General features: G+C 42.8%; 25 protein-coding genes. 13 read left to right on the forward strand and 12 right to left on the reverse strand.

The window, feature by feature from the left end:
- Positions 1 to 160 precede the first annotated feature (160 nt).
- From R7044_RS10015 to R7044_RS10025, 3 genes are all read left to right on the forward strand, one after another.
- Positions 161 to 505 (forward strand): helix-turn-helix transcriptional regulator, encoded by a 345-nt coding sequence (locus R7044_RS10015; RefSeq protein ID WP_140131099.1) that lies wholly within the window; start codon positions 161 to 163, stop codon positions 503 to 505.
- Positions 506 to 515: 10 nt separating this feature from the next.
- Positions 516 to 1,091, forward strand: coding sequence for an ImmA/IrrE family metallo-endopeptidase (locus tag R7044_RS10020; RefSeq protein WP_225455537.1), 576 nt, complete (start codon positions 516 to 518; stop codon positions 1,089 to 1,091).
- Positions 1,092 to 1,738: 647 nt separating this feature from the next.
- Positions 1,739 to 3,160: a putative phage abortive infection protein gene (locus R7044_RS10025; protein ID WP_225455538.1), complete on the forward strand. Its 1,422-nt coding sequence runs from the start codon at positions 1,739 to 1,741 to the stop codon at positions 3,158 to 3,160.
- A gap of 174 nt (positions 3,161 to 3,334) precedes the next feature.
- Here R7044_RS10025 and R7044_RS10030 read toward each other — a convergent pair whose 3' ends face one another.
- The 12 genes from R7044_RS10030 to R7044_RS10085 all read right to left on the reverse strand — a co-directional run bounded on the left by R7044_RS10030 (position 3,335) and on the right by R7044_RS10085 (position 10,798).
- Complete coding sequence (locus tag R7044_RS10030; RefSeq protein WP_225455539.1) at positions 3,335 to 3,697, reverse strand: hypothetical protein; 363 nt, start codon at positions 3,695 to 3,697, stop codon at positions 3,335 to 3,337.
- 529 nt (positions 3,698 to 4,226) lie between these two features.
- Entirely contained in the window at positions 4,227 to 5,132 is a 906-nt protein-coding gene (locus R7044_RS10035; RefSeq protein WP_225455540.1) for a hypothetical protein, read from the reverse strand.
- Between the two features lie 171 nt (positions 5,133 to 5,303).
- Positions 5,304 to 5,726: a hypothetical protein gene (locus tag R7044_RS10040; RefSeq protein ID WP_225455541.1), complete on the reverse strand. Its 423-nt coding sequence runs from the start codon at positions 5,724 to 5,726 to the stop codon at positions 5,304 to 5,306.
- A gap of 306 nt (positions 5,727 to 6,032) precedes the next feature.
- Positions 6,033 to 7,007, reverse strand: a complete 975-nt coding sequence (locus tag R7044_RS10045; RefSeq protein WP_225455542.1) for a DUF968 domain-containing protein — start codon at positions 7,005 to 7,007, stop codon at positions 6,033 to 6,035.
- The gene (locus R7044_RS10050; RefSeq protein WP_225455543.1) at positions 7,000 to 7,311 is read right to left on the reverse strand and encodes an endonuclease domain-containing protein; all 312 of its coding nucleotides are present in this window, start codon (positions 7,309 to 7,311) and stop codon (positions 7,000 to 7,002) included. The genes R7044_RS10045 and R7044_RS10050 overlap by 8 nt, the downstream gene beginning before the upstream one ends.
- On the reverse strand, positions 7,308 to 8,003 hold the full coding sequence (locus R7044_RS10055; RefSeq protein ID WP_225455544.1) for a phage antirepressor KilAC domain-containing protein: 696 nt from the start codon (positions 8,001 to 8,003) through the stop codon (positions 7,308 to 7,310). Before R7044_RS10055 ends, R7044_RS10050 begins: the two co-directional genes overlap by 4 nt.
- Positions 7,997 to 8,209, reverse strand: a complete 213-nt coding sequence (locus tag R7044_RS10060) for a hypothetical protein (protein ID WP_005376941.1) — start codon at positions 8,207 to 8,209, stop codon at positions 7,997 to 7,999. Before R7044_RS10060 ends, R7044_RS10055 begins: the two co-directional genes overlap by 7 nt.
- A gap of 10 nt (positions 8,210 to 8,219) precedes the next feature.
- Positions 8,220 to 9,176, reverse strand: coding sequence for a helix-turn-helix domain-containing protein (locus R7044_RS10065; RefSeq protein ID WP_225455545.1), 957 nt, complete (start codon positions 9,174 to 9,176; stop codon positions 8,220 to 8,222).
- Positions 9,176 to 9,469, reverse strand: a complete 294-nt coding sequence (locus R7044_RS10070; RefSeq protein ID WP_225455546.1) for a hypothetical protein — start codon at positions 9,467 to 9,469, stop codon at positions 9,176 to 9,178. Before R7044_RS10070 ends, R7044_RS10065 begins: the two co-directional genes overlap by 1 nt.
- 354 nt (positions 9,470 to 9,823) lie before the next feature.
- Positions 9,824 to 10,093: a hypothetical protein gene (locus R7044_RS10075; protein WP_193293645.1), complete on the reverse strand. Its 270-nt coding sequence runs from the start codon at positions 10,091 to 10,093 to the stop codon at positions 9,824 to 9,826.
- Positions 10,090 to 10,542, reverse strand: a complete 453-nt coding sequence (locus R7044_RS10080; RefSeq protein WP_025501770.1) for a YmfL family putative regulatory protein — start codon at positions 10,540 to 10,542, stop codon at positions 10,090 to 10,092. Before R7044_RS10080 ends, R7044_RS10075 begins: the two co-directional genes overlap by 4 nt.
- Positions 10,532 to 10,798: a helix-turn-helix transcriptional regulator gene (locus R7044_RS10085; protein WP_225455547.1), complete on the reverse strand. Its 267-nt coding sequence runs from the start codon at positions 10,796 to 10,798 to the stop codon at positions 10,532 to 10,534. Before R7044_RS10085 ends, R7044_RS10080 begins: the two co-directional genes overlap by 11 nt.
- Before the next feature lie 97 nt (positions 10,799 to 10,895).
- Here R7044_RS10085 and R7044_RS10090 point away from each other — a divergent pair, with 97 nt between their 5' ends.
- From R7044_RS10090 to R7044_RS10135, 10 genes are all read left to right on the forward strand, one after another.
- On the forward strand, positions 10,896 to 11,618 hold the full coding sequence (locus R7044_RS10090; protein WP_225455548.1) for an XRE family transcriptional regulator: 723 nt from the start codon (positions 10,896 to 10,898) through the stop codon (positions 11,616 to 11,618).
- Between the two features lie 23 nt (positions 11,619 to 11,641).
- Positions 11,642 to 12,538: a DUF4747 family protein gene (locus R7044_RS10095; RefSeq protein WP_213907194.1), complete on the forward strand. Its 897-nt coding sequence runs from the start codon at positions 11,642 to 11,644 to the stop codon at positions 12,536 to 12,538.
- Positions 12,531 to 13,325 carry a hypothetical protein gene (locus R7044_RS10100; RefSeq protein WP_213907193.1) on the forward strand — a complete coding sequence of 265 codons (795 nt, stop codon included), beginning with the start codon at positions 12,531 to 12,533 and terminating at the stop codon, positions 13,323 to 13,325. Before R7044_RS10095 ends, R7044_RS10100 begins: the two co-directional genes overlap by 8 nt.
- A 136-nt stretch (positions 13,326 to 13,461) precedes the next feature.
- Positions 13,462 to 13,857, forward strand: coding sequence for a hypothetical protein (locus R7044_RS10105; RefSeq protein WP_005376932.1), 396 nt, complete (start codon positions 13,462 to 13,464; stop codon positions 13,855 to 13,857).
- A gap of 40 nt (positions 13,858 to 13,897) precedes the next feature.
- On the forward strand, positions 13,898 to 14,716 hold the full coding sequence (locus R7044_RS10110) for a DUF2303 family protein (protein ID WP_225455549.1): 819 nt from the start codon (positions 13,898 to 13,900) through the stop codon (positions 14,714 to 14,716).
- A gap of 52 nt (positions 14,717 to 14,768) precedes the next feature.
- Positions 14,769 to 14,981, forward strand: coding sequence for a hypothetical protein (locus R7044_RS10115; RefSeq protein WP_140131135.1), 213 nt, complete (start codon positions 14,769 to 14,771; stop codon positions 14,979 to 14,981).
- Positions 14,982 to 14,991: 10 nt separating this feature from the next.
- Positions 14,992 to 15,255, forward strand: a complete 264-nt coding sequence (locus R7044_RS10120; RefSeq protein WP_005376929.1) for a hypothetical protein — start codon at positions 14,992 to 14,994, stop codon at positions 15,253 to 15,255.
- Positions 15,256 to 15,376: 121 nt separating this feature from the next.
- On the forward strand, positions 15,377 to 15,607 hold the full coding sequence (xisR, locus tag R7044_RS10125) for an excisionase family protein (protein WP_137282197.1): 231 nt from the start codon (positions 15,377 to 15,379) through the stop codon (positions 15,605 to 15,607).
- Positions 15,607 to 16,842 carry a site-specific integrase gene (locus tag R7044_RS10130; RefSeq protein ID WP_225455550.1) on the forward strand — a complete coding sequence of 412 codons (1,236 nt, stop codon included), beginning with the start codon at positions 15,607 to 15,609 and terminating at the stop codon, positions 16,840 to 16,842. The genes xisR and R7044_RS10130 overlap by 1 nt, the downstream gene beginning before the upstream one ends.
- A 125-nt stretch (positions 16,843 to 16,967) precedes the next feature.
- Entirely contained in the window at positions 16,968 to 19,253 is a 2,286-nt protein-coding gene (locus tag R7044_RS10135; RefSeq protein WP_225455551.1) for a hypothetical protein, read from the forward strand.
- The last annotated feature ends 386 nt before the right edge of the window (positions 19,254 to 19,639 follow it).

Raw genomic sequence — 19,639 nt, forward strand, 5'->3', positions numbered from 1 at the left:
GTCACACAAGAATGAGATAAAAACAATAAATTACAATAACTTAATTTAATTCTACAATTTTTGTAGAATTTATTTCATGAAATCCGGTTGTATTTTTCAGGCAAATGTAGTCTAATGGTTTCAGTGCATTATAAAATGTGCTTAAGGCGAGGGTTAAATTATGGTTACAGCATTTGGTAAGTTTCTTCGGAAACTAAGAGTTGAGCACGAATTGGTACTTAGAGAGATGGCTGAGTCTCTTAAAGTCAGCTCTGCACAACTTTCTGCCATGGAGCTTGGAAAGCGTACGATCCAGCCAGCTTTGGCAAAGGACATAGTTGATATTTATGGTGTCTCTAGCGTTGAAGAAATTGAAAAGCTAATAGACATTTCTCAGCCAGCTATAAAAACAGATTTAACATCAGGTAACGATAAGCAACGTGAAACAATGATTATGTTTGCGAGAGCTTTCGATGAGCTTTCAGATGAGCAGCTTAAATCTGTTCAGGAAATTATTATGAATTAAGGAAACACAGATGCACCAAAAAAGCCGTAAACTATGTAATAAAGTGCCGAAGCAGTCTACTTACGACATACGAGCTATTGCTCACCAAGTTCGAGACCAATTGGTGCATCACAAACGCTTTGGAAAAATAGTACTACCTATTGCAGAGCTTTTGGATTTTCTTAGAGACAAAGGCGAGATAGAGTTCATATTAGTCGAAAACCATGAACTTAAAAGTGAATATGCCGTGTCACTACCTAATGGGGACCACACGACAACTAAGCCCATCATTAAATGCCGTCAAAGTGTATACCATGCAGCTCTAGATGGCAGTCCGAGAGACAAGTTTACTCTTGCTCATGAACTCGGGCATGTATTACTACATCGCAATACAAATCCAGCGTTCGCTCGCGCTCAAACCCCATCAAACCATCACTACACCGAAGATGCTGAATGGCAAGCTAACACCTTTGCTAGTGAGTTTCTAGTAGACTCGCGTCAACTTGAAGGTGTCAACTCACCAAGAGATATAGAACAAAAATTCGGAATCAGTTTTGAATCTGCTGGATACGTTTATTCACGATACAGAAAGGAGGGACTTCTATGAAAGTTAGACCGTCAATAATGTAAAAAGCCCCGACCAATGACCATGGAATGGGGCTAATTAGGCACCTTAGCTCAAGCGACCAAACTATAGCTAGGGATAATTCTAACCCGAGAGTTAACCGAGTCGAATCTGTACTTGACAATCCAGATTATAGACTTTTTGCGTTAAAACGCAAGACACGTTAGTGCGGTGAATCTCTCATAACTTACGGAGAGTGACGCCATGAAAAGCGGATACTGCCCTAAGTGTAAGCAACCTTGCGAGGTTAGCTTTGTCAGTCATGTGATTAAGAATGGCAAAGTGATCTACCCGAAAAAAGGTAAACGCTGCTTAGTAATTCCTCACTGCAATAACTGCGGTAAGTAACTACCTCTAGCCTCTACCCACAGGCTAGGGGCTATTACTAACTTAACTATAATCTGGAGGCCAACATGGCTGCTTCAACGACGTGCCCAAAATGCGGCAACCCTTGTGAACTTATCTTTAGACGATCAATAACCACTAAAGATGGAAGAACTATCTACCCTAAGACAGGGCGAGTATTTCCAATACCAGTTTGCGACTGCGAAAAATAACTGCCAGGGCTCAACTTAGTTGGGCCCTACCTCATTAAATCTATAAGAATTTGGTCTATTAGGTAACTCAAATTGGAAATAAATGCAGAGTACAGAGGTATAAAGTATACCAGTACAAAAGAAGAAAATCGTTTCAAAGGCAAGATTAACCTGGACAGTTTCTGCCAAGAAATATCTAGAGACAGCGAGTATGAATTGACACTATCACTGCACGAAAGTATCGACGAATTTCACAAAGAGCACCCAAACTTATCTAGTCACAAAAAGGCTAATCCTAAAACCTTTTTAATCTTAGCTTTCATCGGCTTAACATGGCTAGTCTGGCTATGGTTTTATTTCCCAGAGCACTTACCCCAAGGAACAAATGCAAATACGATCAATACATCAATAGCTGATATTGCTTGGCTCAACACTTTCGGTCCTTATTTTAATAACTTAGGGACACCCGTTATTGCACTGTTATCCTACATGGGGTTACTTTACACATTGTTTCAGCAAAGCAAGGCTCATAAGTTATCCTTGGAAGAACTAGAACTGACTCGACAAGAGTTACACAACTCTTCAGAAGCTCAGAGAGCTCAAGCTACAGCTTTGCAAACGCAAAATAAGGATATTCAACAGACAGCAAAACGTGAGAAGTTCGATAGCACCTTCTACTCCCTACTTGATACACATAATGAAATTCTAAAGTCTATTGAAGAAAATGATTTACGGTTTAGTACTTACATGAATGGCATTAAGGAGCATTACAACCAGATTCATGATTCACCTAAACACTGTAGGTATTTTCGAGTACTTTACCAATTACTTAAGTTTATTGCTGTTGAATTTAGTAATGAAAAAAAGCTCAACGATAAACTATTCTCTAGCCGAGTCACTGAAGAAGAAAAATCGTATGCCAGCTTTGTAAGGTCGATGCTTTCTGATAACACGCTATACCTACTAGCAGTAAATTGTTACTGTCCAAAAGGTATTGACGACCCATATATCGACTACAAGCGGTTAATTACCCGCTATCAATTTCTAGAACACCTTACTTTAGGGAACCTCTTCGAAAGTAACTCCTATAAAAATAGTTCAACCAACCACTGTGCCATTCTTGCAGAGTACAAGCGTGAAGCTTTTGGGAAGAATGTTCACCTTATTGATTTAGAGGATGAAGTTGCACGATTTACGGATTCGATTCAGTTTAAAGAATACGATAAGGCACCTTTCTATATTCCAATATTTGAATTCATCCCTGAATTTAATATTTCTGAAATAGATGCAAAAAAGAACAGTCGTGATGGTACTATAACTAGTAAAGAAGACCTTACGCTAATATCAGCGAGGCTATTGGAAAACAAATTGTATTTTATTAAACAATGGCGCCACTTCATTAGTAAAACAGAAGAAAACGGTGTTACCAAACAACTAATTTCCACTCTAGTCGAAAGTGACATGGACCAAATTATTGATGGTCATGAAAAAAGAAGGGTCTTAGCTACTAAATAAAATGCGGCCTAACCATTTATGAGGGACGGTGATTACTTCCCTCATAATATACTCATCCCACAGCCAAAAGCATATTGATAGCCTCTTTCACATGCCAGAGCTGATCGCCGTGTTGATGTTCCCAGATGTTAATATCGCGGTGTAGCTCTTGGTGGCTATTCAATCCTTTTATATCTACCAACTCAGTTCTTGTTTACTAGCCTGCTCGTTTTGCTCATACATCATCATAATCGTATTGTAATCGCACATATCTAACCCACTACTACAGTAATCATGAATGACACGATCCATAATCTGACGATTCTGAGCTTGAGTTGCTTTTTTAAAAGCCTGTAGATTCTGTTGCTCCATCATCCTTAGCGTCGTAGCGTTACACATGTCGATCGCTCCACAGTAGTCGTTCTTTACTTTGTCCTGGATATATTGGATGACTTCTTGCTTTTGTGAATCACTGCCATTGAAGTCCATTGGGTGAACGAAACCAGCAGACGCAGCAAATGGCGTTATGAGAAAAAATATTGTAAGTAACTTACGCATGTTAATATCCAACCAACCGTATTCTAGGAATAATATAAAAAAGTAGCTCAGCATCACTTTGATATCTAGCGAGCTAATCACATTAACGTACCTAAACAGAACTTATCTCACTCGGTTTTACGATGAAGACGTGAAGCAATACTCGAATAAAAGCGTAAACCAGACACCAAGAGCGGTATGATTTGTATATAAGTGCCTATGTGAATGCCCAAGATGCAACCAACACTAAAAATTAGCTAAATTTCAATAACTTAGTTTAAATTCTGTAATCGAGTTACTAATATTTAAATGTAATATTGATATGAAACAATGCACCAACCTTCATCTCAATTCCTTCTAGATGTATTGCAATAAGTACACATTAACAGGAGAGTTAACATGGAGTTCACTAAAGTTTTCATAGGCGAACAGAGTAGGTTTTGCGGCTTACATTGTTTGGCTGCGCTAGTAGAGCAACTTTAACTCGTTACACAGAGAGTTGATAAAGTAGAAATTACGTGGCTACGGTAACTTAGTAGCCACTACTAGACTAAAGTTCTGAATATATTGCGACAGGCTCTATTACAACTTCATTTTCGAGTCTTCCAGTATAGTTAGATTCTACTGCAGCTAAATGATTGACCATGTTAAACAATGCTTCTTTTATAGAAGTTTTATCGCCGTCATCCATCTGAAGTTCTTCTGTAGAATGCTGTGTAACAATTCCAAGAATTGAAAACTCCTTTCCAGTATGTCTAGCATATTTTGTGGTTAAACTCTGTATGGATTCTCTCAAACACTCTCTATCTAGTGGACAACTAAACAGTCTCCCATCTAATCTGACCTGAACTTCCAACAAGTCCGAGTAACCGTAACCTAGTAAATAACTCATTTCTTTCAAAAAACGTTCGTCCTGCTGTAGGCCTGAACTCGTCGCTCGCTCTTTAATATTGCCAAGTTCGCGAAGAGCTCTTTTTTGTGCGGAAGTTTTAGGCGAAGCCTCTAACTCAGCTTTGACTTTAGATCGTTCTGCATGAGTGGTGACATACGTGATAGACTCACCAAAACTATTAAAACTCTCAATCATAGCTCTCAAACGTTGAACATCGTGAAATACAACTTTTCCTGTTAGCTTAACAAATGAAAAGTCACCGAGTTTTTCTATTTCAGAACCAATATTATCCTTGTCTAGCACCAATACTTTTTCGTGATCGAAAAGCTTTTGTTCGAATAAGGTGTATGCATAGTCATTAAGAGAACGTTTCTGTGTTACTCTAGCTTCTTTAGTAATTGCTTTTGCTAACTTTTCTCCGCTTGCAATTGGACCTTTTTGCTCTTCATTAGACGCGGTACCATTGATAGAGTCTTCGACCAAAGACTCCGTGATACCAGCAAAAAGTTGAGACGATAAAGAATACATTTTGTACTCGTCGACATAGACGAAATTCTTAATCATTTTTTGAACCCTCCTTCTCGTTCTGCTGTTGAGATGTAAATTCTGAGTGTCGCTTTTTAAAGTCAGCGTAGTGCTTATTTCTTGTCGCTATTATCGAACGAATACTAATAACAACTGATACTAATGAAAAAATTACCGCTAGAGATACAAAGATGTCGAAAAATGTAAACATTATGCCTTCCCCTCAGTAATTTGTTGTTCATCTGCTTCAACATCGAGTTTCGTCAAAACGCTATAACCATGAAAGGCCGATGCAAATACAAGTACAAAAGTAACAAACTCGACTTTTGAGATATCAAGCGCAGTGCCATTTTCAATTTGAATAGTGGATATATATACAAAGCTATAGAGCACAATAGAAACAACAGAAAGCCAGAAATGTGTAAACTTCCAACTTTCATCACTGGCTGTTCCACGATGGACTTCATTAAGAACCGAAATATGAAGGATAAAACCGAAGCTAACTAAATCAGTGACAGAGTATGCTGCGATTGTAGGCTCCATTGAAAAAAACCAAATAATAAAGCGCCCAATGGAAGGTAACAGACCAACAACCAGAGTACATAGAAACCAGCGTCTTACCGACGTAACCATATAATTCCATACCTTATTAAATACTATGCATACAATCTATCTGAAACCAAAATTATCACAAGCGAATTGTGTAAGGTACTTTGTAGTGATGCGAAAAAGTAGGACTTCACCCCGTATAACTTCAAGGAATTCACATTCAACAGCACTATAAGAGTGGATTACTTTTAGTAGCGCAAAAGTACATTAACAGCATGTGAATAAGTAACGAAGTAGAAATCGCACAAAACCGACTTAGGGCAACAGTCGGCTTTAATCGTATCCTTGTTTAAGGCCTGGCAGACTGAGTTCTGACTCATTTCTCTTAGCTCACCCCACCGCCCCTACAACCAACGCTCTATTAATCGTCTCCTTTACATGCCAAAGTTGATCACCGTGCATCCGTTCCCAGGCATTCACATCATGATGAAGTTGCTGGTGGTGTTCATTACATAACGGGAAGGTAAACATATCTGAAGCCTTACTTCCCATCTTCCCTTCCCCGTGGCCGATTAAGTGATGGGCAATACCTGCAGTCTTACCACATACGCGACAGGGTAACTTTCGGACGAATGACAGGTACTTCTCGCTCTCCCATCGAATTGGCTTGGGTTTTCTTAAGTACATCGCTGGTGGATCGTCATCGATGACTAGCTTTAGAACTGGCTTTGCTAAACGCTCGAGCTGGTCGCGCTGGCTTTCAACCACATACCTGGCATCAGTATCGACTCTACCTTTAGCACCTAGTCGCTTAGCTGTAGCCTCTCGTTTGAACTGGCGATCTATAACGGATTGTGGAAGCAGTTCATACACACCGTTCCGTACCGCCCACCAGCACAGGTCAACATCGGTAATCGGCTTTTGATAGCCATGTAACTGACGAGACACCGCTTGCAGGCCATGGACAACACTGTTCATTCGGGCAATGTGATAGTAAAGGTTTGGGTCACTATCCCCTTGAAGATCATGATGCCAGCATAGCCTTACCGCGCCTTCGCCTGTTTTACGGGTCTTCAAATTGTGGTCACAGTAACCCGAGTCCTTTAACTGGCATTCGTTGATAGAATCCACAAACTGATGCGTTGGGCCAATTCTGCTTTGTACTTCCTCATGCGAGAAAAACGCCACGAGACTCGAATCGGTTGTCTTTAAGGCCTGTCTGTCTTCTGGTACCAATTGTTGTGCTGGTGACACCAAACCTATCTTACCGTCCACCAGCAGTGACTTTAGTGATTGAGTATTTGGTGTCAGAGCGATCACTGCCGCGTTAAGAGTCGGCACAATATCGATATCTACCTTAATCACGTAGTGCCTCCTCAATCATCTGTATCGCTAAACCCTTTTTGATCATGTCCCCGGTAAAACGCAAAACAGTCCAACCTCTCAATGCTGCCGTGTTGTATTTCTCACAATCCGCTTCATACCCCTTCGCTCGATTATGGCGACCATTGCTCCAGGTCCCACCTTCTACTTCGATAGCCAGCTGCTGATCGGGATAGGCAAAATCAAAGCGCCATCTGCGTGTCTCGTGAAATCGATACTCAGACACGGGTGCTTCCAACTTCAATGCTCTTATATGTTGCAATAACAACTTCTCTAACTGACTCACGCTGCTACCGCCTTAAGGTGACCTGTTTCCAACAGCTTTTTGCGCAGCCAGATTTCACCCTTTCCAGTAATCAAGGCCGTGTGGCTGATCCGAGTTTGGGAGTTAGTTTCGTAAGTACCCTGCTTCACCGTAAAGTAACCACGCTCTACAAACTCCTGATACGGCAAGTTGTAAGAGTCACCACGGCTCATAAAGATCTTTAACTCGCGAAGTACACGGAAAATAGTGACAGGCCCCAAGCCTACTGTTTTAGCAAATTGACCAAGCTTCACACCTTTATCCGCTCCAGCAATAGCATCTGCAAACTCGGCTTTTGGCTCTGCGATAGCTAATGCCTGGTTCTTTTCTTCCAGTTCTTTGGCTTGGTTAGCAGCTAGCTGCAATGCTTCAGCATACGTTGTCGGTATAGATGGTTTACCTGCGCTTTCCAACTCATCCCAACGCTTAATAATGGAATGACGTAACTTGGTGTTGTAACCAGAAACCAACGTCAACGTTAGCTCGCGATTCAAGTGATATTGAGTGTACTGATTACCTTTATGCCAAAACTGGGAACCCTCCAAATTTGGATGGTTCAACTCAGTCACCATTCGTTCAATATCTCGTTTAACGTGCGAGTGTTGCTTACCTGTCAGTTCCGCAATCTCTCGACTACTCATTGTCATCTCTGTTTGGGCGCTGATACTTAACATTCGACTCCCTCCGCTAACCAGTATTTACTCGAGAAGCCCGTCAGTTCACTACTCTCATGCCGGACATCCACACCAGAACGGCGAGCCGCCTTAACCAATCTAACTAAGTCACAAACGTGAATACCTAATTCATCACACAGCTCGCTCGGAGACCAAAGCCGACGACGAGATTTCATTACATCAACCAAATCCTTTTTACTTGCCATTCTCGCCCCCCTACACCGCCTCTAGGTTCGCAACACGCTCCAGTAACTCTCTGCGCTTAGCCGACAAATCTGCGATCTTTCGCTTTGATGGTTCCACTTCATGCTGAGGTCGCTTAGCGTCAATCAAGTACAACATGCGCTGATTTTCTGAGTTGATAGAGCTCTCTAGCAAAGCGACTTCACGCTGAATCACGGTCACTTCGTCCTGAGTATCCACTGAAGCATCACCTTGCTGTGGTGGCAGATAACGCCCCTTGTCTTGCTCTCTGCCAAGCCAACCTTGAATAAACTTCTCAATGCCCTGCTTGGTTTTCCGCTTACGAGGATTGGCATCGCACCAAGCGATCATTTTTTTCAGCTCAGCACGAACATTCACTGCACCAAACAAATCCGAATAGCGGTCGATGTCTGGTTGAGTTACTCCATGAAACAGCCCTTTCCTGTTCAAAGGAATGTCAAACAGTGCTGGTTCGGCTTCGAGCGGTTCGCTTGGAGCAAGATCTTTACTTGATGGTTCTATTGGTGGATCTATTGGTGGTTTATGGCCGGATTCCGACCTACCCCCAGTCGGAATTTGACCTACCCCCTCTGGTTGTTTCGTCTGTTCGAGTTTCGAACGTTCGACTTTTGAACAGACGAAATTCGACTGTTCAAAATCTGTCTGTTCATCTGCTTTCTTCTTCAAAAGCATCACAGGCAACTGGTACTGATTATTCGAACGAACTAAGCGACCTGTATCCGCCTTTTTGAATTGGTTCTTTTTGAATAACCATCCGGCAGCTTCCAGTTTCTTGAGCGTCGATTTAACGGTGGTAGGTGAAACACCAGACTTGCGAGCAATGGTATCGATAGACGGCCAACAAAGACCGCGATCATCCGCATGGTCAGCTAGGCAAAGCATCACCAACTTATCAGAGCCCTTAAAACTCGGAATGTCCCAAACGTAGCTCATTACCTTAACTGACATTATGCGCTCCCCCATGGGTATTTTGGCTTTCCAAGAATCAAATCAGCGTCATTATCAAGCTGTGAAAACTTTTCTTCCGATTGCTCAGTTGTTAAGTACCCTTTGCGTAACTGAGCTTTTATCCAATCACGGCGATCCGACTTCCAGTTCTTCCGAAACTGTCTGTCGTATTCTTCAACAATTTCAACTCTGTTTTGGTAGTCCCGTTGTTCGTCACAGGTCAAGAACGGCTTAACATCTAATTGCTTGATGCGCTCGAGCGCGCACTTTTTATCAAACGCCAACAGATTCATACTTCCACCTTCCCTACAACCAAACGCGCCTTACCTTTTCCAAACACAGCAAAGTTGTTCGCAAATAAAATCAGCACGAAGCCAGTTATCGTCTGAGTGTCCAGCAAAGCCTTATATAGAGAACAAGTTAGCAGGGAGAAGCAGCCTGTTGTTAGCTCTTGGCCGTCATAGTCAAAAAACGTAGCCTTTAGCATCAAATAGCCCTCCCCTTATAAACAGCAGTTACGTAAATGCGCTTTGCTTCAAACAAGTCTGCTAACTCATCATGGGTGAGCATGATGCTCTGCCCCTTCTCCACCTTGTAAAACTGGTTTTGGTGGTACCACAATGAATAATTGAGTGTTATTCTTTCCATCACTCCTCCGTGATCTTTGCTGGTGACTGAGTGAGCTGTGATTGTTCCTCGCGAGAATCATCACAACCCGGCTTTAAACCGTTGCCGCGGTTTAAAGCCACTTCCTCATCTATTACTCGTAATCGACGTTCGCACTTTGCTTTCAACAGCTGGATTTGCTCACGTTCGTAAGCTTCTGAAGATTGGCCTTGCGCCACCATTAGCTTTGCCGAGCTGCAGGTGATGTCTGCCATCTGTGACACGGTTTGCCAAAATATTTCTGTTTTCATACAACCTCCGCATACAACGCATCGAGCTTCAGCATGAAGGCTTCGAAAGTTGCGTGATATTCCGCTTTCAATTGGGCGATGAGCGCACGTTCGCGAGCATCAAACACACCATCTGCTTTTGCTTCTTCAATGGTTTTATCCAAAAGCCCTTTCACAGCATTAAGGTGTAAGTGGCAATCGAACATATCCACGGTATCCAGCTCAGCGACATCAGGCTGCTCTACCACCATGCAATTAACACGGTTAGCAAAGTACTCTGCTACATATGGGGTATTGGTTAGCTCAGCCATTTCCACTAGCTCATCAACACTAAAAAAGCGAGAACCCTTCTTCTCGTATAAGTGGTTGTTAAAACTGTCGATCGACATACCAAGAACTGCAGCAACCGCCTCTTTACCACCAGTGACGCCTGCAATGGTTTTATTCACCATCTCTTTCTTATTCACCATTTGCTCCTTTGATTGGTGGTTTAACTGCGTGGCCCTTTGTTTCACAATCTTCTTGCGGGTCAGGAAACACATCGTCAAACGTACATTCGGTTCCCAGTTGATTAAGTGCTTTAACTATCTTCCAACACATCTCAACGTTTATGTTCCGGATACCTGATTCGTAGTTGCCGATAGTAGATGGTGTTACTCCGATAGTTTTAGCTAAGCCAGCTTGGCTAACTTTTGCTTTATTTCGATGTTCTGAGATTTTGTTCATTCTGTTTCCTCCACCAACAAAAGTACACGATTCGTGTTCACAAGTAAACACGAAAAGTGTGCATACAGCACACACGGAGCGTGTTAGATTTTTTGTTATGACAAAAAAAGTTGAAGTAGGACTGCGACTTAAGCAGATCCGAGAAAATAGCGGCCTTAGCCAAAGAGCCCTAGCCACTAAATGTGGGTGGGGGCCTTCACGTATAAGTAATTATGAGTCTGGGATAAGAAGCATCAGCTTGGATGACGCTGAAATCATTTCCAACGCACTGAATATTTCACCGAAAACCCTACTGTTTGGTGAAAGTTTGATTGCCAACAAACCACCTCAAGGAAATGCAAAAGTTCTGGGCAATATGCAAGCATGGGACAGCAGCACTCCAATTGGGGATGACGAAGTAGCTGTGCCATTCTTATCTGAAATAAAGCTTTCCGCCGGAAATGGATTCGTAAACGACCTAGAACATGACAACGGTTTCCGCTTACGTTTTGCTAAATCCACCCTTCGTCGCTACAACGTAGCGCCAGAGAACGCGGTCTGCGTAGCCGTCCATGGAAACAGTATGGAGCCCGTTCTGCCGGATGGCTCCACTGTGGGTATTGATTGTGGAAACAAAACTCTAATGGAAGGCAAAATTTTTGCTATCAACCACAATGGTGAGCTTTTTATCAAGAAGTTATACCGTTTACCTGGTGGCGGACTCAGAATATACAGCTTTAATGAGATAGAGTATCCACCAAGAGAGTACACAGAAGAACAAGTACTTGAACAAAAAATCACTATCGTTGGTCGTGTTTTTTGGTATTCGGTGTTGTTATAAATAAAAATGGAAATAAAACGTCAATGGCACATAAAACTCTTAAATTAGGTGCGATAAGTATTGTTACTCATCCGCACTCTCCGCAAAACTACCTCAAGCTACTGAAACAAGCGGAGAAACTTGACCGTCCTTTCAATATGAGAGGAGACACTTGGGCAAATATCTCTTTTATTAGAAAACTTGAAAAAGATCAAAAAGAACCAGGTCCTGTAGCTGGAGAGTTCGTTAAATATACGGAGATAGATCGAAATTCAGAATGGTACAGCATCGCGAGTAAAGACGTGGCGACTGAAGATGAGTTAAAGAAAATCAAAGAGCTCCCAGAACATCTCAAGCCAAACATGTCTCGATTTTCCTTTATTTTTTACCCAAAAAGTCACACTTTAGTTTTCGAGCAGCAGTACGATAACAAAACCTTTTCGTCAAATTATGCACAAAAGGTTCTTTCCAATTTACTAAACACTCCCGAGCTGTTTGATAAGTATGGCAAAGTACACGTTCACATAATTCCAGAAACTAACAAAGTTAATGAGATCCTTAACGATAAGAGCATTTCTTACTTTGCAATGGTTATCAACCGTCCCAACCCAGACGATGTAAAATCTGCAGAGAGTAAGTTTAAAAAACGTCTTGCTCGTTTAAATGTAGAAAAGCAAGAAACAATACTAACTCCTCCAAAGGGAGAAGTGATTGAACTGGATGAAGAAGAAAAGACGATTGCCAAGGTAGCGGCAAAAAATGGTTATGTTGAAGCCAAGGTAAACAACGAGATGAATAGAGTTGAAACTCGGTCAACTAAAGCGCATCATTTGTCTCAAACTGTTGTTTACAACCCTGAGACAACGGATGCGTTTTCACAATTGAAACAGCAAGCACCAAAAATTATTCAAAAGATTCAGGACTGGATAAATAATGACTAACACCTCCCCTTTAAAAGAATACTGGCTAGCATATGGTGGATGGAAAGCTCTGTTCTCTAGCAAGTACTTTTGGGGAGCTGCTGCTTTAAATTCTCTATTATTCAATTCATGGTACCCAGTTGAAAGTAAGTGGTGGGAAATGGTTCTGTCCATAACTCCCAACTTCTTAGGCTTTACACTGGGCGGCTTTGCTATGTGGGTAGCAATAGGAGACGAAAAGTTTAAAGGACTAATCGCAGGTGCAGATGAAGAAGACGAAATATCTCCCTACATGGAAGTCAACGCAACATTTACTCACTTTCTTCTCTTACAGATCCTCGCACTGATATTAGCAATCATAGCTAAAAGTTTTGACGCTATTGTTATTAACAATCCATATATGGCGATTGCCGCAAGGATATATGCGTTTAGTGCGCACTTTGTATTTGTATACGCTCTTCTAACTACTATCGCAGCAGTATTTGCGATCTTAAAAGTAGCAAAGTGGTACGACGAATATCGTTCTTTTGCAAATCAAGACAGAAAAGGCTTGATGGCCACATTCGCAACCTCAGACTGGAATAGCTATAACGTGGTCACAGCTCACTCACCAATTGACGCAGCAAGAACGATCAAAAACGTCCCTCTAAAATGGGTTGAACATCCATCAGAGAAAACTGTAATCCACGTAATGGTCGTTGAACTTTCAGGTGATAATGAATCATTACTACTTAAATGCACAGATGATATGGAACGAATAAGGTTACTCCGACAACTCACCGACACCTATCACTTCCAGATAAGCTAAGAAATAAGAAATTGTACAACCGCCAGATGGCGGTTTTTTTTCGTCCGCACAAAATGGATACACAAAACGTGTTGACACAATAAACACATTTTGTGTATTTTATTGATACACAAAATGTGGACAGCGAGGAAATCACATGTCTAACCAAGAAGCAGGAAACCTCAGTCTTGAGGACCGTACTACTAACTTCCCAAAACTGATGCAGGAACTGGACGGCGGAGTTGTCTCCAATGTCGTCGGTTTGGCGTTATCTAACGTAGCCCGAGCTGTGTCCTACAGCGATAAGCAGGGAAACGTGAAGATGGATCTAAAACTCAAACCAATGGGTACCAACAACGAGATGGTCGAAATCACCGTCAACATGTCGGTAAAAGAGCCAAAAGCCGGATTCGGTACCAAGTCAGAAGACTTCCAATACACCTCAATCGCGTACGTAGGCAAAGGCGGCAAACTTACCTACGACCGACCAAAAGAAGATATTCACGGCCAAGCCGTTATTGAAGAAGGCATGCTGCGCGAAGTACGCGGCTAACCCACTCCACCAGCAACTCACTCAAAGAGAGAATACATAAATGGATAAATCAGCAATCCAGCAGATCCAAGAATCATCGAATGCACCGCAGTTTTTAAAACAGTTAGAGAAAGCGGGATTCCCTGTTGCCGCCCTACCTGAGTCCTTCGATTTGCATGACTTGGAGAAGTTCATGCCAAACCGCAATTATTTCCGCGGCACAATGAAGACGGCAAATATCGACGAGTTTGTGCGTTACCACGAAGAGTACCAAACTGAAGGCAACCAGTGCTTTATCAATGCAGAACGTATGGCTGCGGTAACTATTTTTGACCTAGGCACTCATAACTTACCTGGGCACTGCAAACACCAAGCAAACTTGATTCTACGCCGTACCGCAGCGTTTAACGCCCTTCTAAACATTAACGAAGAACGCCTTGGACAAAAGAAACTGGCTGAGTGGGTCGAAGACTACAGTGAGTTTGTTCAGGTCTTCTCTACTACTGGGGAGGTCATTGAAAACTCTGTTGCGTCTGCAGCTATTCGCAATATGAAGTTTGAAGCGAAAGCTGGGCGTGAATCCAATGTAGATGACTTCAGCCATCACCAATCTGAATACGAGTCTGTTGCGGTTCGCACCAAGGAAGAGTTCCCAATGCCCGCGGTGTTTAAGTTCACGTGTGTGCCTTACTTGGGTTTAGCAGAGCGCACTTTTGAAATGCGCATGAGCACTATCGGTAATGAAACTCTAGTCCTTCGCATCAAGAAGCTGGAACAACACGAAGAAGAGATGGGCGAAGAGTTCCAGACGAAACTTCAAGCCTGCTTTAAAGACGGCGAGATCGAAATTGATACCTTCATTGGTTCGTTCAGCTCTTAACTAATATTGGCGCCCTCTTCTTAAAGGGGGCGTATCTTGCGAGGAAATATCTATGGCGGCAACCATCGATACTCAATTCGGGCAGGTCACGACATCGGCCCCTTACTTTAGTCACCAGCTAGGTTGTGAAGTGATCAATCTAACTCTGATTAAACCAGAGAACGAGAGCAACGGCTGGGGCATTAGCCGAGAGTGCCCTTCCAATGTCTCGCTCACCAATCAATTTCTAAACATGTTCGCCAGAGATGCAGCACAAGTAATGTAAGGATTTCGCGATGAGCATGACACAAGAAGAGATCAATAGAGCGGTTGATGGTGTGATGGAACTTCGCCCAACTGGTGCGCGTTTACCAAAAGAGCAACCCAAGGACTCAGCCGTTAAACAACGAATGAATGATGTGCAGTTTCAGAAGGAACTGGCAGCAATTATGGAAAATGAACCAGTGTTAGGTTCCGCTTTCTATTTTTGTAATCAGGACATAACGAAAGGTGGTCGTAAGAACCTGAACTTCAATCGATATCCTGGTGGAGTAAAGTAATGGCCTTCATTAACTTACAGTATCTGTCACTACGCTGTTATTAACCCGTCAACCACCAAATTAAGAAGAGTAAGGTGGTTGCCCTGCTCTTCTCTCAATTCAACTATATAGGAGTTTACCGATGAGAACATTTACGGTGATTCAATTAGAACCTAGCCGTTGGGTGAAAGAGGACCTTTTAATTGATTTAACAGGCATGTCGACCAATGAAATCAAAGACTATCGTCAGTTTCGTTGGATTGAAGGCGTTCATTTTAAAAAGTCGTCCGGTAAGAGTAGTGATGGTGGTAAAGGCTATAAGTATGACCGTGTTGCCATCGATGAGTTTTCAGCAAGAGAAAGGGTTGCATAATGAACACACCAGAAGGTGTAGAGATCCGCGGTAAGTCTATCCGCATTAGCTTTACTTACCGCGAGATGCGTTGTCGGGAGACACTAAAAGGTTGGGAAGTCACCAAAGGCAATCTCAAAAAAGCAGGTCATCTACGCGCATCTATACTTTCTGAAATTTCATTGGGCACATTTGATTACTTATCTCGCTTTCCCACTTCAAAGAAAGCACAACTCTTTGCGACGCCAGAACAGCGAGGCAAGAACCTTACCGTTCGCGAATTGTTTGATGACTATATTCAATTGAAGCAAACGACAATGGCCTCACAGTCACTCTATGTATTGAGCACAACAGCAAGAGCATGCTGCTTGTTTGTTGGGGAGGAACGTACTATTTCCACCATCACGATCATGGATGCACTAAAGTGCCAAAAGTTAATGGTCGACTCCCCTACTCGCACTGGTGCATCACGCAGCGCTAAGACGATCAATAATATGATCAAACTTCTGCGCCGATGCTTTGACTTGGCGGTGAAGTCAAAGTTTATTGAGGACAATCCATTTCTGCATGTTGAGCTGCTTAGTGGTGGCTCTGGTGAACCGGATCCACTAGAACTAGAAGAGTTCCACCAGCTAATAGAGTCAACGACAAACTTACAGCAGCGGAATATGTTCACCTTAGCCATTTACACGGGCATGCGAACTGGTGAGCTCTGTGCGTTAGCATGGGAAGACGTCGATCTTGAGAAAGGTACGATCGAAGTTACTCGCAACGTCACGATTGAACGAAAGTTCACAACGCCGAAGAATAAGAAGTCAGAGCGAACTATTCACTTACTTGAACCTGCTCTCCTTGCCCTTAAGTCTCAAAGAGAGCTAACCATGTTTAGCCCGGTTAGAGATATTTTAGTGGAAGTAAAAGGCTCAAACACGTTTCGCCAGGAAAGCGTTCGTTTCGTATTTATTCCAGAACGTCGTAACGGTCAAGCACCTAGCGAGACCTATAAAACGACAACATATAATCGTCTATGGTCACGCGCGCTTAAACGAGCGGGCATTCGCCATCGCTGCTCATATCAATCTCGACATACCTACGCTTGTTGGTTGATCACCAAGGGGGCAAACCTCTCTTTTATCGCTGAGCAGATGGGACACAAAAGCACAATGATGTTGGAACGCGTTTACGGCCGATTCATGAAATCACACTCGCATGAGCAGATCGAATATTTAAATGGGATCATGGCTTCAAAGAAATAAGGCCATTATGATGTGCATTTCAATATGCGGAACAGAATTTCCTCAAGTTTTGTTTCAGGTATGTGGTAACGCATTTTAATGATCTGACTTTGACTTAATTTCTCTTATACTTGTACAGTTTGTAAGTGACTGAAACTTTTGACTACGTATACTTTTTGGATATAAATATAACGATGCTACTCACTCCCAATCAGCGCGAGCTACTCAATACGCATTTCCTAGGTCTGCCCGCACACGGTGTGCTGAATAAGGCGATAAAAACTAATCTTGAATTGGAGCCGCTTCGTCCACTGCTAAAAACTGGGCTCAATTTGGAAGACGTTGCGATGCGCAATGGTTTAAAAAGAGTTTTAAAACGCACGACAGATGTTAGGGTTTGGGAAAGCAAGCAGGCAAAACAAGCGTTACGCGAGTTTTACGCCGAACTGTGCACCAAGCACCAGACGTTACTCTCCAATTCAGCATTATTAAACCAGATCAAGGATTCAAAACTCCTCGAATTCGATCACTATATCGTTGAAATCAAGGCGTCGACCTTAGCCGAAAGACTACGACAAGTCTTTTGGCCTGAGATGACAAAAGGCGATTACGGTCATATTGCCACTTTGCAGCGTGAACTGCTGTCCGAGAATAAAATTGTGCTCAAGGGTTTTGATTACCAACAGCAATTTTGTCTCGATAATTTGCGCGCACTCGGTCGGGCCATTAAACGCCATCCGCCTCTTTGGAGCATAAAAAACACCATCAACCATGAACCGCTGTTAACCCAAATGATCATCGCGGCGAGAATGATGACCGTGTTCGATGCCTTTCCCGGTCATCGGGAAATCGTCAAATGCAATGATCCACTCATCAGCACAGTTGCTTTGAACTATCTGGATTATTTTCGTAATGAAACCAAACTTTGCGAAGTCTTACCGATGTCAACTGATGCACGTTTATCATTTTCAGGTAAACACGGGCTGAAACGGTTAGAGGAGTTTTTTATCGACCTTTGTAAGGGTCGAACCAAAATGGTCAACTTAAGCCTCATTGATGTGCTGTCGAAGGATTACTGCAGCGTCACCATAAAACGTGCAGTAGAGAGTCATGGGTTTGCGAACATCACCGAATATCAAGCGCATTTATTTGCGCGTGGCAAGCTTGATTTTACTCACAAGGCCAATCAGGGCGCGCTTCGAGTTGACGCAACAAAAAATGGTACATCGGGCGAGGTACTGATAGGTCAATTATTGCAATCCACCTCGGTTGAAAAAAAACTCAAAAATTATGGCGTGCCTGTGACAGTTGAGTCGCAGTGCTATGTCCCCTCGTTAAACCGCCGAGTCGACTTTGTGCTCGGTGGAAGGATGATTGTGGAAGTGATGATGGTCAAGACCGAGCAAATGTTTGGTGATAAAGGGGTTTCAGCAAGTCGTCGCAGGGAAGCCGCTTATATCGACGACTCAAAAGCGTATTACCAGACTCTGATCGCCACAGATATCCCTCACCTTATCATCGGCGCAGAGAATACGGTTAGGACTCGACGTGACGCGGCCAACCAACAAATTTTAGACGCGATAGACCTCTATTTTAGCCGGTCAACGTTGCCTTCAATACTGGACTATGAACCGACCTACCAAACGGCGTGTAACTATGATCTGGTGGGTTTAACCAGATGGTTGAAGGGCACGCTGTTTTATCACAGTGGATCACGTCTGCTGCCGTCGCGAAGCGAAATCGCTGCCATCACTCTGCCAAAATGGGAGTCGGCGATAGTGATGATGACGCACTTGGGTACTGAGCAAGTGTGCCAATCGGCCAACCTCTCATTTGAGGCCCATTTAGGTCGCATGGATAACCTCGATTTGAGTGACAGTAATGTCCGGTGCACTATCTTGGAAAAACACTTTGGTCACCTAAACTATTTACCCAAGATAGGTTGTTGGAGCAGTTCGCTAAATCCGCTAAAAACGCTTTATCAAATGCAAGGTCTCAACCTGGCGGTGGATGACGCGAAAAAAATGTGGGTTCAGCCACAGAAGGCTCCACAAGGGCATTATGAGTCTGGCGGTTGGTTAAATCTGGACAATATCGCGGCCGCCATTATGGCGTTGAAACCAGTCGAGATGGGAGGTCGTGTGTTTCCAACTAAATATCAGTTTGAACTGGAATCACTTTCTGGTGCGTACAGCCCTATGAAGAAAGCATTGGCAAGCGAGGACACCCAAGCCCGGTTAAGCGAACTCACAGGTCTTATGACCATTGAACAATATGTAAAAAAAGCCATGACAATAGCGCAAGAAAAGCTACAAAAGGAGGGTTTTATTGTCAGCAAAAAAATGAACTCGGCGTTAACAAAACATTTTCAACGTCAAGCGCAATTGGAGTGGAAAATGCCACCAGCGCATCGCTACAGTCGATTTTTTTGATTTGGCCATAGGTGATCTGCACCATCAAAACTGGACACAAAACTAAGCGACTTACCATACTTGTGGTTATTCATATATTACTAATTTAGCTAAGTCGCTGACAATCTTTTGCCCAATTGTGAATCATGACTAGTTCGACAGTATGACCTAGTGGTGACTAATCAGCGGATATGTAAGATCCAGTATGAGTTACTACAGTTAATGTTCAAAGCTTCACATGCGAACTTTAATCCGTATACCCATAAATAATTCTGAATTGTCCCACCAGCGCCCCACTTCAATCGGGGCGTGATAGTCACCAATAAAAACAACCACTTATAGCGTGGGTGTAAAAACCACGCAAATCTATACTCACGTTATCGAGCGCGGGGCTGGCGGTGTGTTGA

Source organism: Vibrio sp. 1402 (assembly GCF_033340275.1).

Excerpts from the sequence above, each read along its gene's own strand:
- R7044_RS10085 (WP_225455547.1), bottom strand. The coding sequence starts at position 10,798 with ATGAACAAAATCTCAGAACATCGAAATAAAGCAAAAGTTAGCCAAGCT.
- R7044_RS10070 (WP_225455546.1), bottom strand. The coding sequence starts at position 9,469 with ATGAATCTGTTGGCGTTTGATAAAAAGTGCGCGCTCGAGCGCATCAAG.
- R7044_RS10115 (WP_140131135.1), top strand. The coding sequence starts at position 14,769 with ATGGCGGCAACCATCGATACTCAATTCGGGCAGGTCACGACATCGGCC.
- R7044_RS10060 (WP_005376941.1), bottom strand. The coding sequence starts at position 8,209 with ATGGCAAGTAAAAAGGATTTGGTTGATGTAATGAAATCTCGTCGTCGG.
- R7044_RS10030 (WP_225455539.1), bottom strand. The coding sequence starts at position 3,697 with ATGCGTAAGTTACTTACAATATTTTTTCTCATAACGCCATTTGCTGCG.
- R7044_RS10110 (WP_225455549.1), top strand. The coding sequence starts at position 13,898 with ATGGATAAATCAGCAATCCAGCAGATCCAAGAATCATCGAATGCACCG.
- R7044_RS10020 (WP_225455537.1), top strand. The coding sequence starts at position 516 with ATGCACCAAAAAAGCCGTAAACTATGTAATAAAGTGCCGAAGCAGTCT.
- R7044_RS10120 (WP_005376929.1), top strand. The coding sequence starts at position 14,992 with ATGAGCATGACACAAGAAGAGATCAATAGAGCGGTTGATGGTGTGATG.
- R7044_RS10035 (WP_225455540.1), bottom strand. The coding sequence starts at position 5,132 with ATGATTAAGAATTTCGTCTATGTCGACGAGTACAAAATGTATTCTTTA.
- R7044_RS10105 (WP_005376932.1), top strand. The coding sequence starts at position 13,462 with ATGTCTAACCAAGAAGCAGGAAACCTCAGTCTTGAGGACCGTACTACT.
- R7044_RS10090 (WP_225455548.1), top strand. The coding sequence starts at position 10,896 with ATGACAAAAAAAGTTGAAGTAGGACTGCGACTTAAGCAGATCCGAGAA.
- R7044_RS10055 (WP_225455544.1), bottom strand. The coding sequence starts at position 8,003 with ATGTTAAGTATCAGCGCCCAAACAGAGATGACAATGAGTAGTCGAGAG.
- xisR (WP_137282197.1), top strand. The coding sequence starts at position 15,377 with ATGAGAACATTTACGGTGATTCAATTAGAACCTAGCCGTTGGGTGAAA.
- R7044_RS10080 (WP_025501770.1), bottom strand. The coding sequence starts at position 10,542 with ATGGTGAATAAGAAAGAGATGGTGAATAAAACCATTGCAGGCGTCACT.
- R7044_RS10040 (WP_225455541.1), bottom strand. The coding sequence starts at position 5,726 with ATGGTTACGTCGGTAAGACGCTGGTTTCTATGTACTCTGGTTGTTGGT.
- R7044_RS10065 (WP_225455545.1), bottom strand. The coding sequence starts at position 9,176 with ATGTCAGTTAAGGTAATGAGCTACGTTTGGGACATTCCGAGTTTTAAG.
- R7044_RS10015 (WP_140131099.1), top strand. The coding sequence starts at position 161 with ATGGTTACAGCATTTGGTAAGTTTCTTCGGAAACTAAGAGTTGAGCAC.
- R7044_RS10130 (WP_225455550.1), top strand. The coding sequence starts at position 15,607 with ATGAACACACCAGAAGGTGTAGAGATCCGCGGTAAGTCTATCCGCATT.
- R7044_RS10075 (WP_193293645.1), bottom strand. The coding sequence starts at position 10,093 with ATGAAAACAGAAATATTTTGGCAAACCGTGTCACAGATGGCAGACATC.
- R7044_RS10100 (WP_213907193.1), top strand. The coding sequence starts at position 12,531 with ATGACTAACACCTCCCCTTTAAAAGAATACTGGCTAGCATATGGTGGA.
- R7044_RS10095 (WP_213907194.1), top strand. The coding sequence starts at position 11,642 with ATGGCACATAAAACTCTTAAATTAGGTGCGATAAGTATTGTTACTCAT.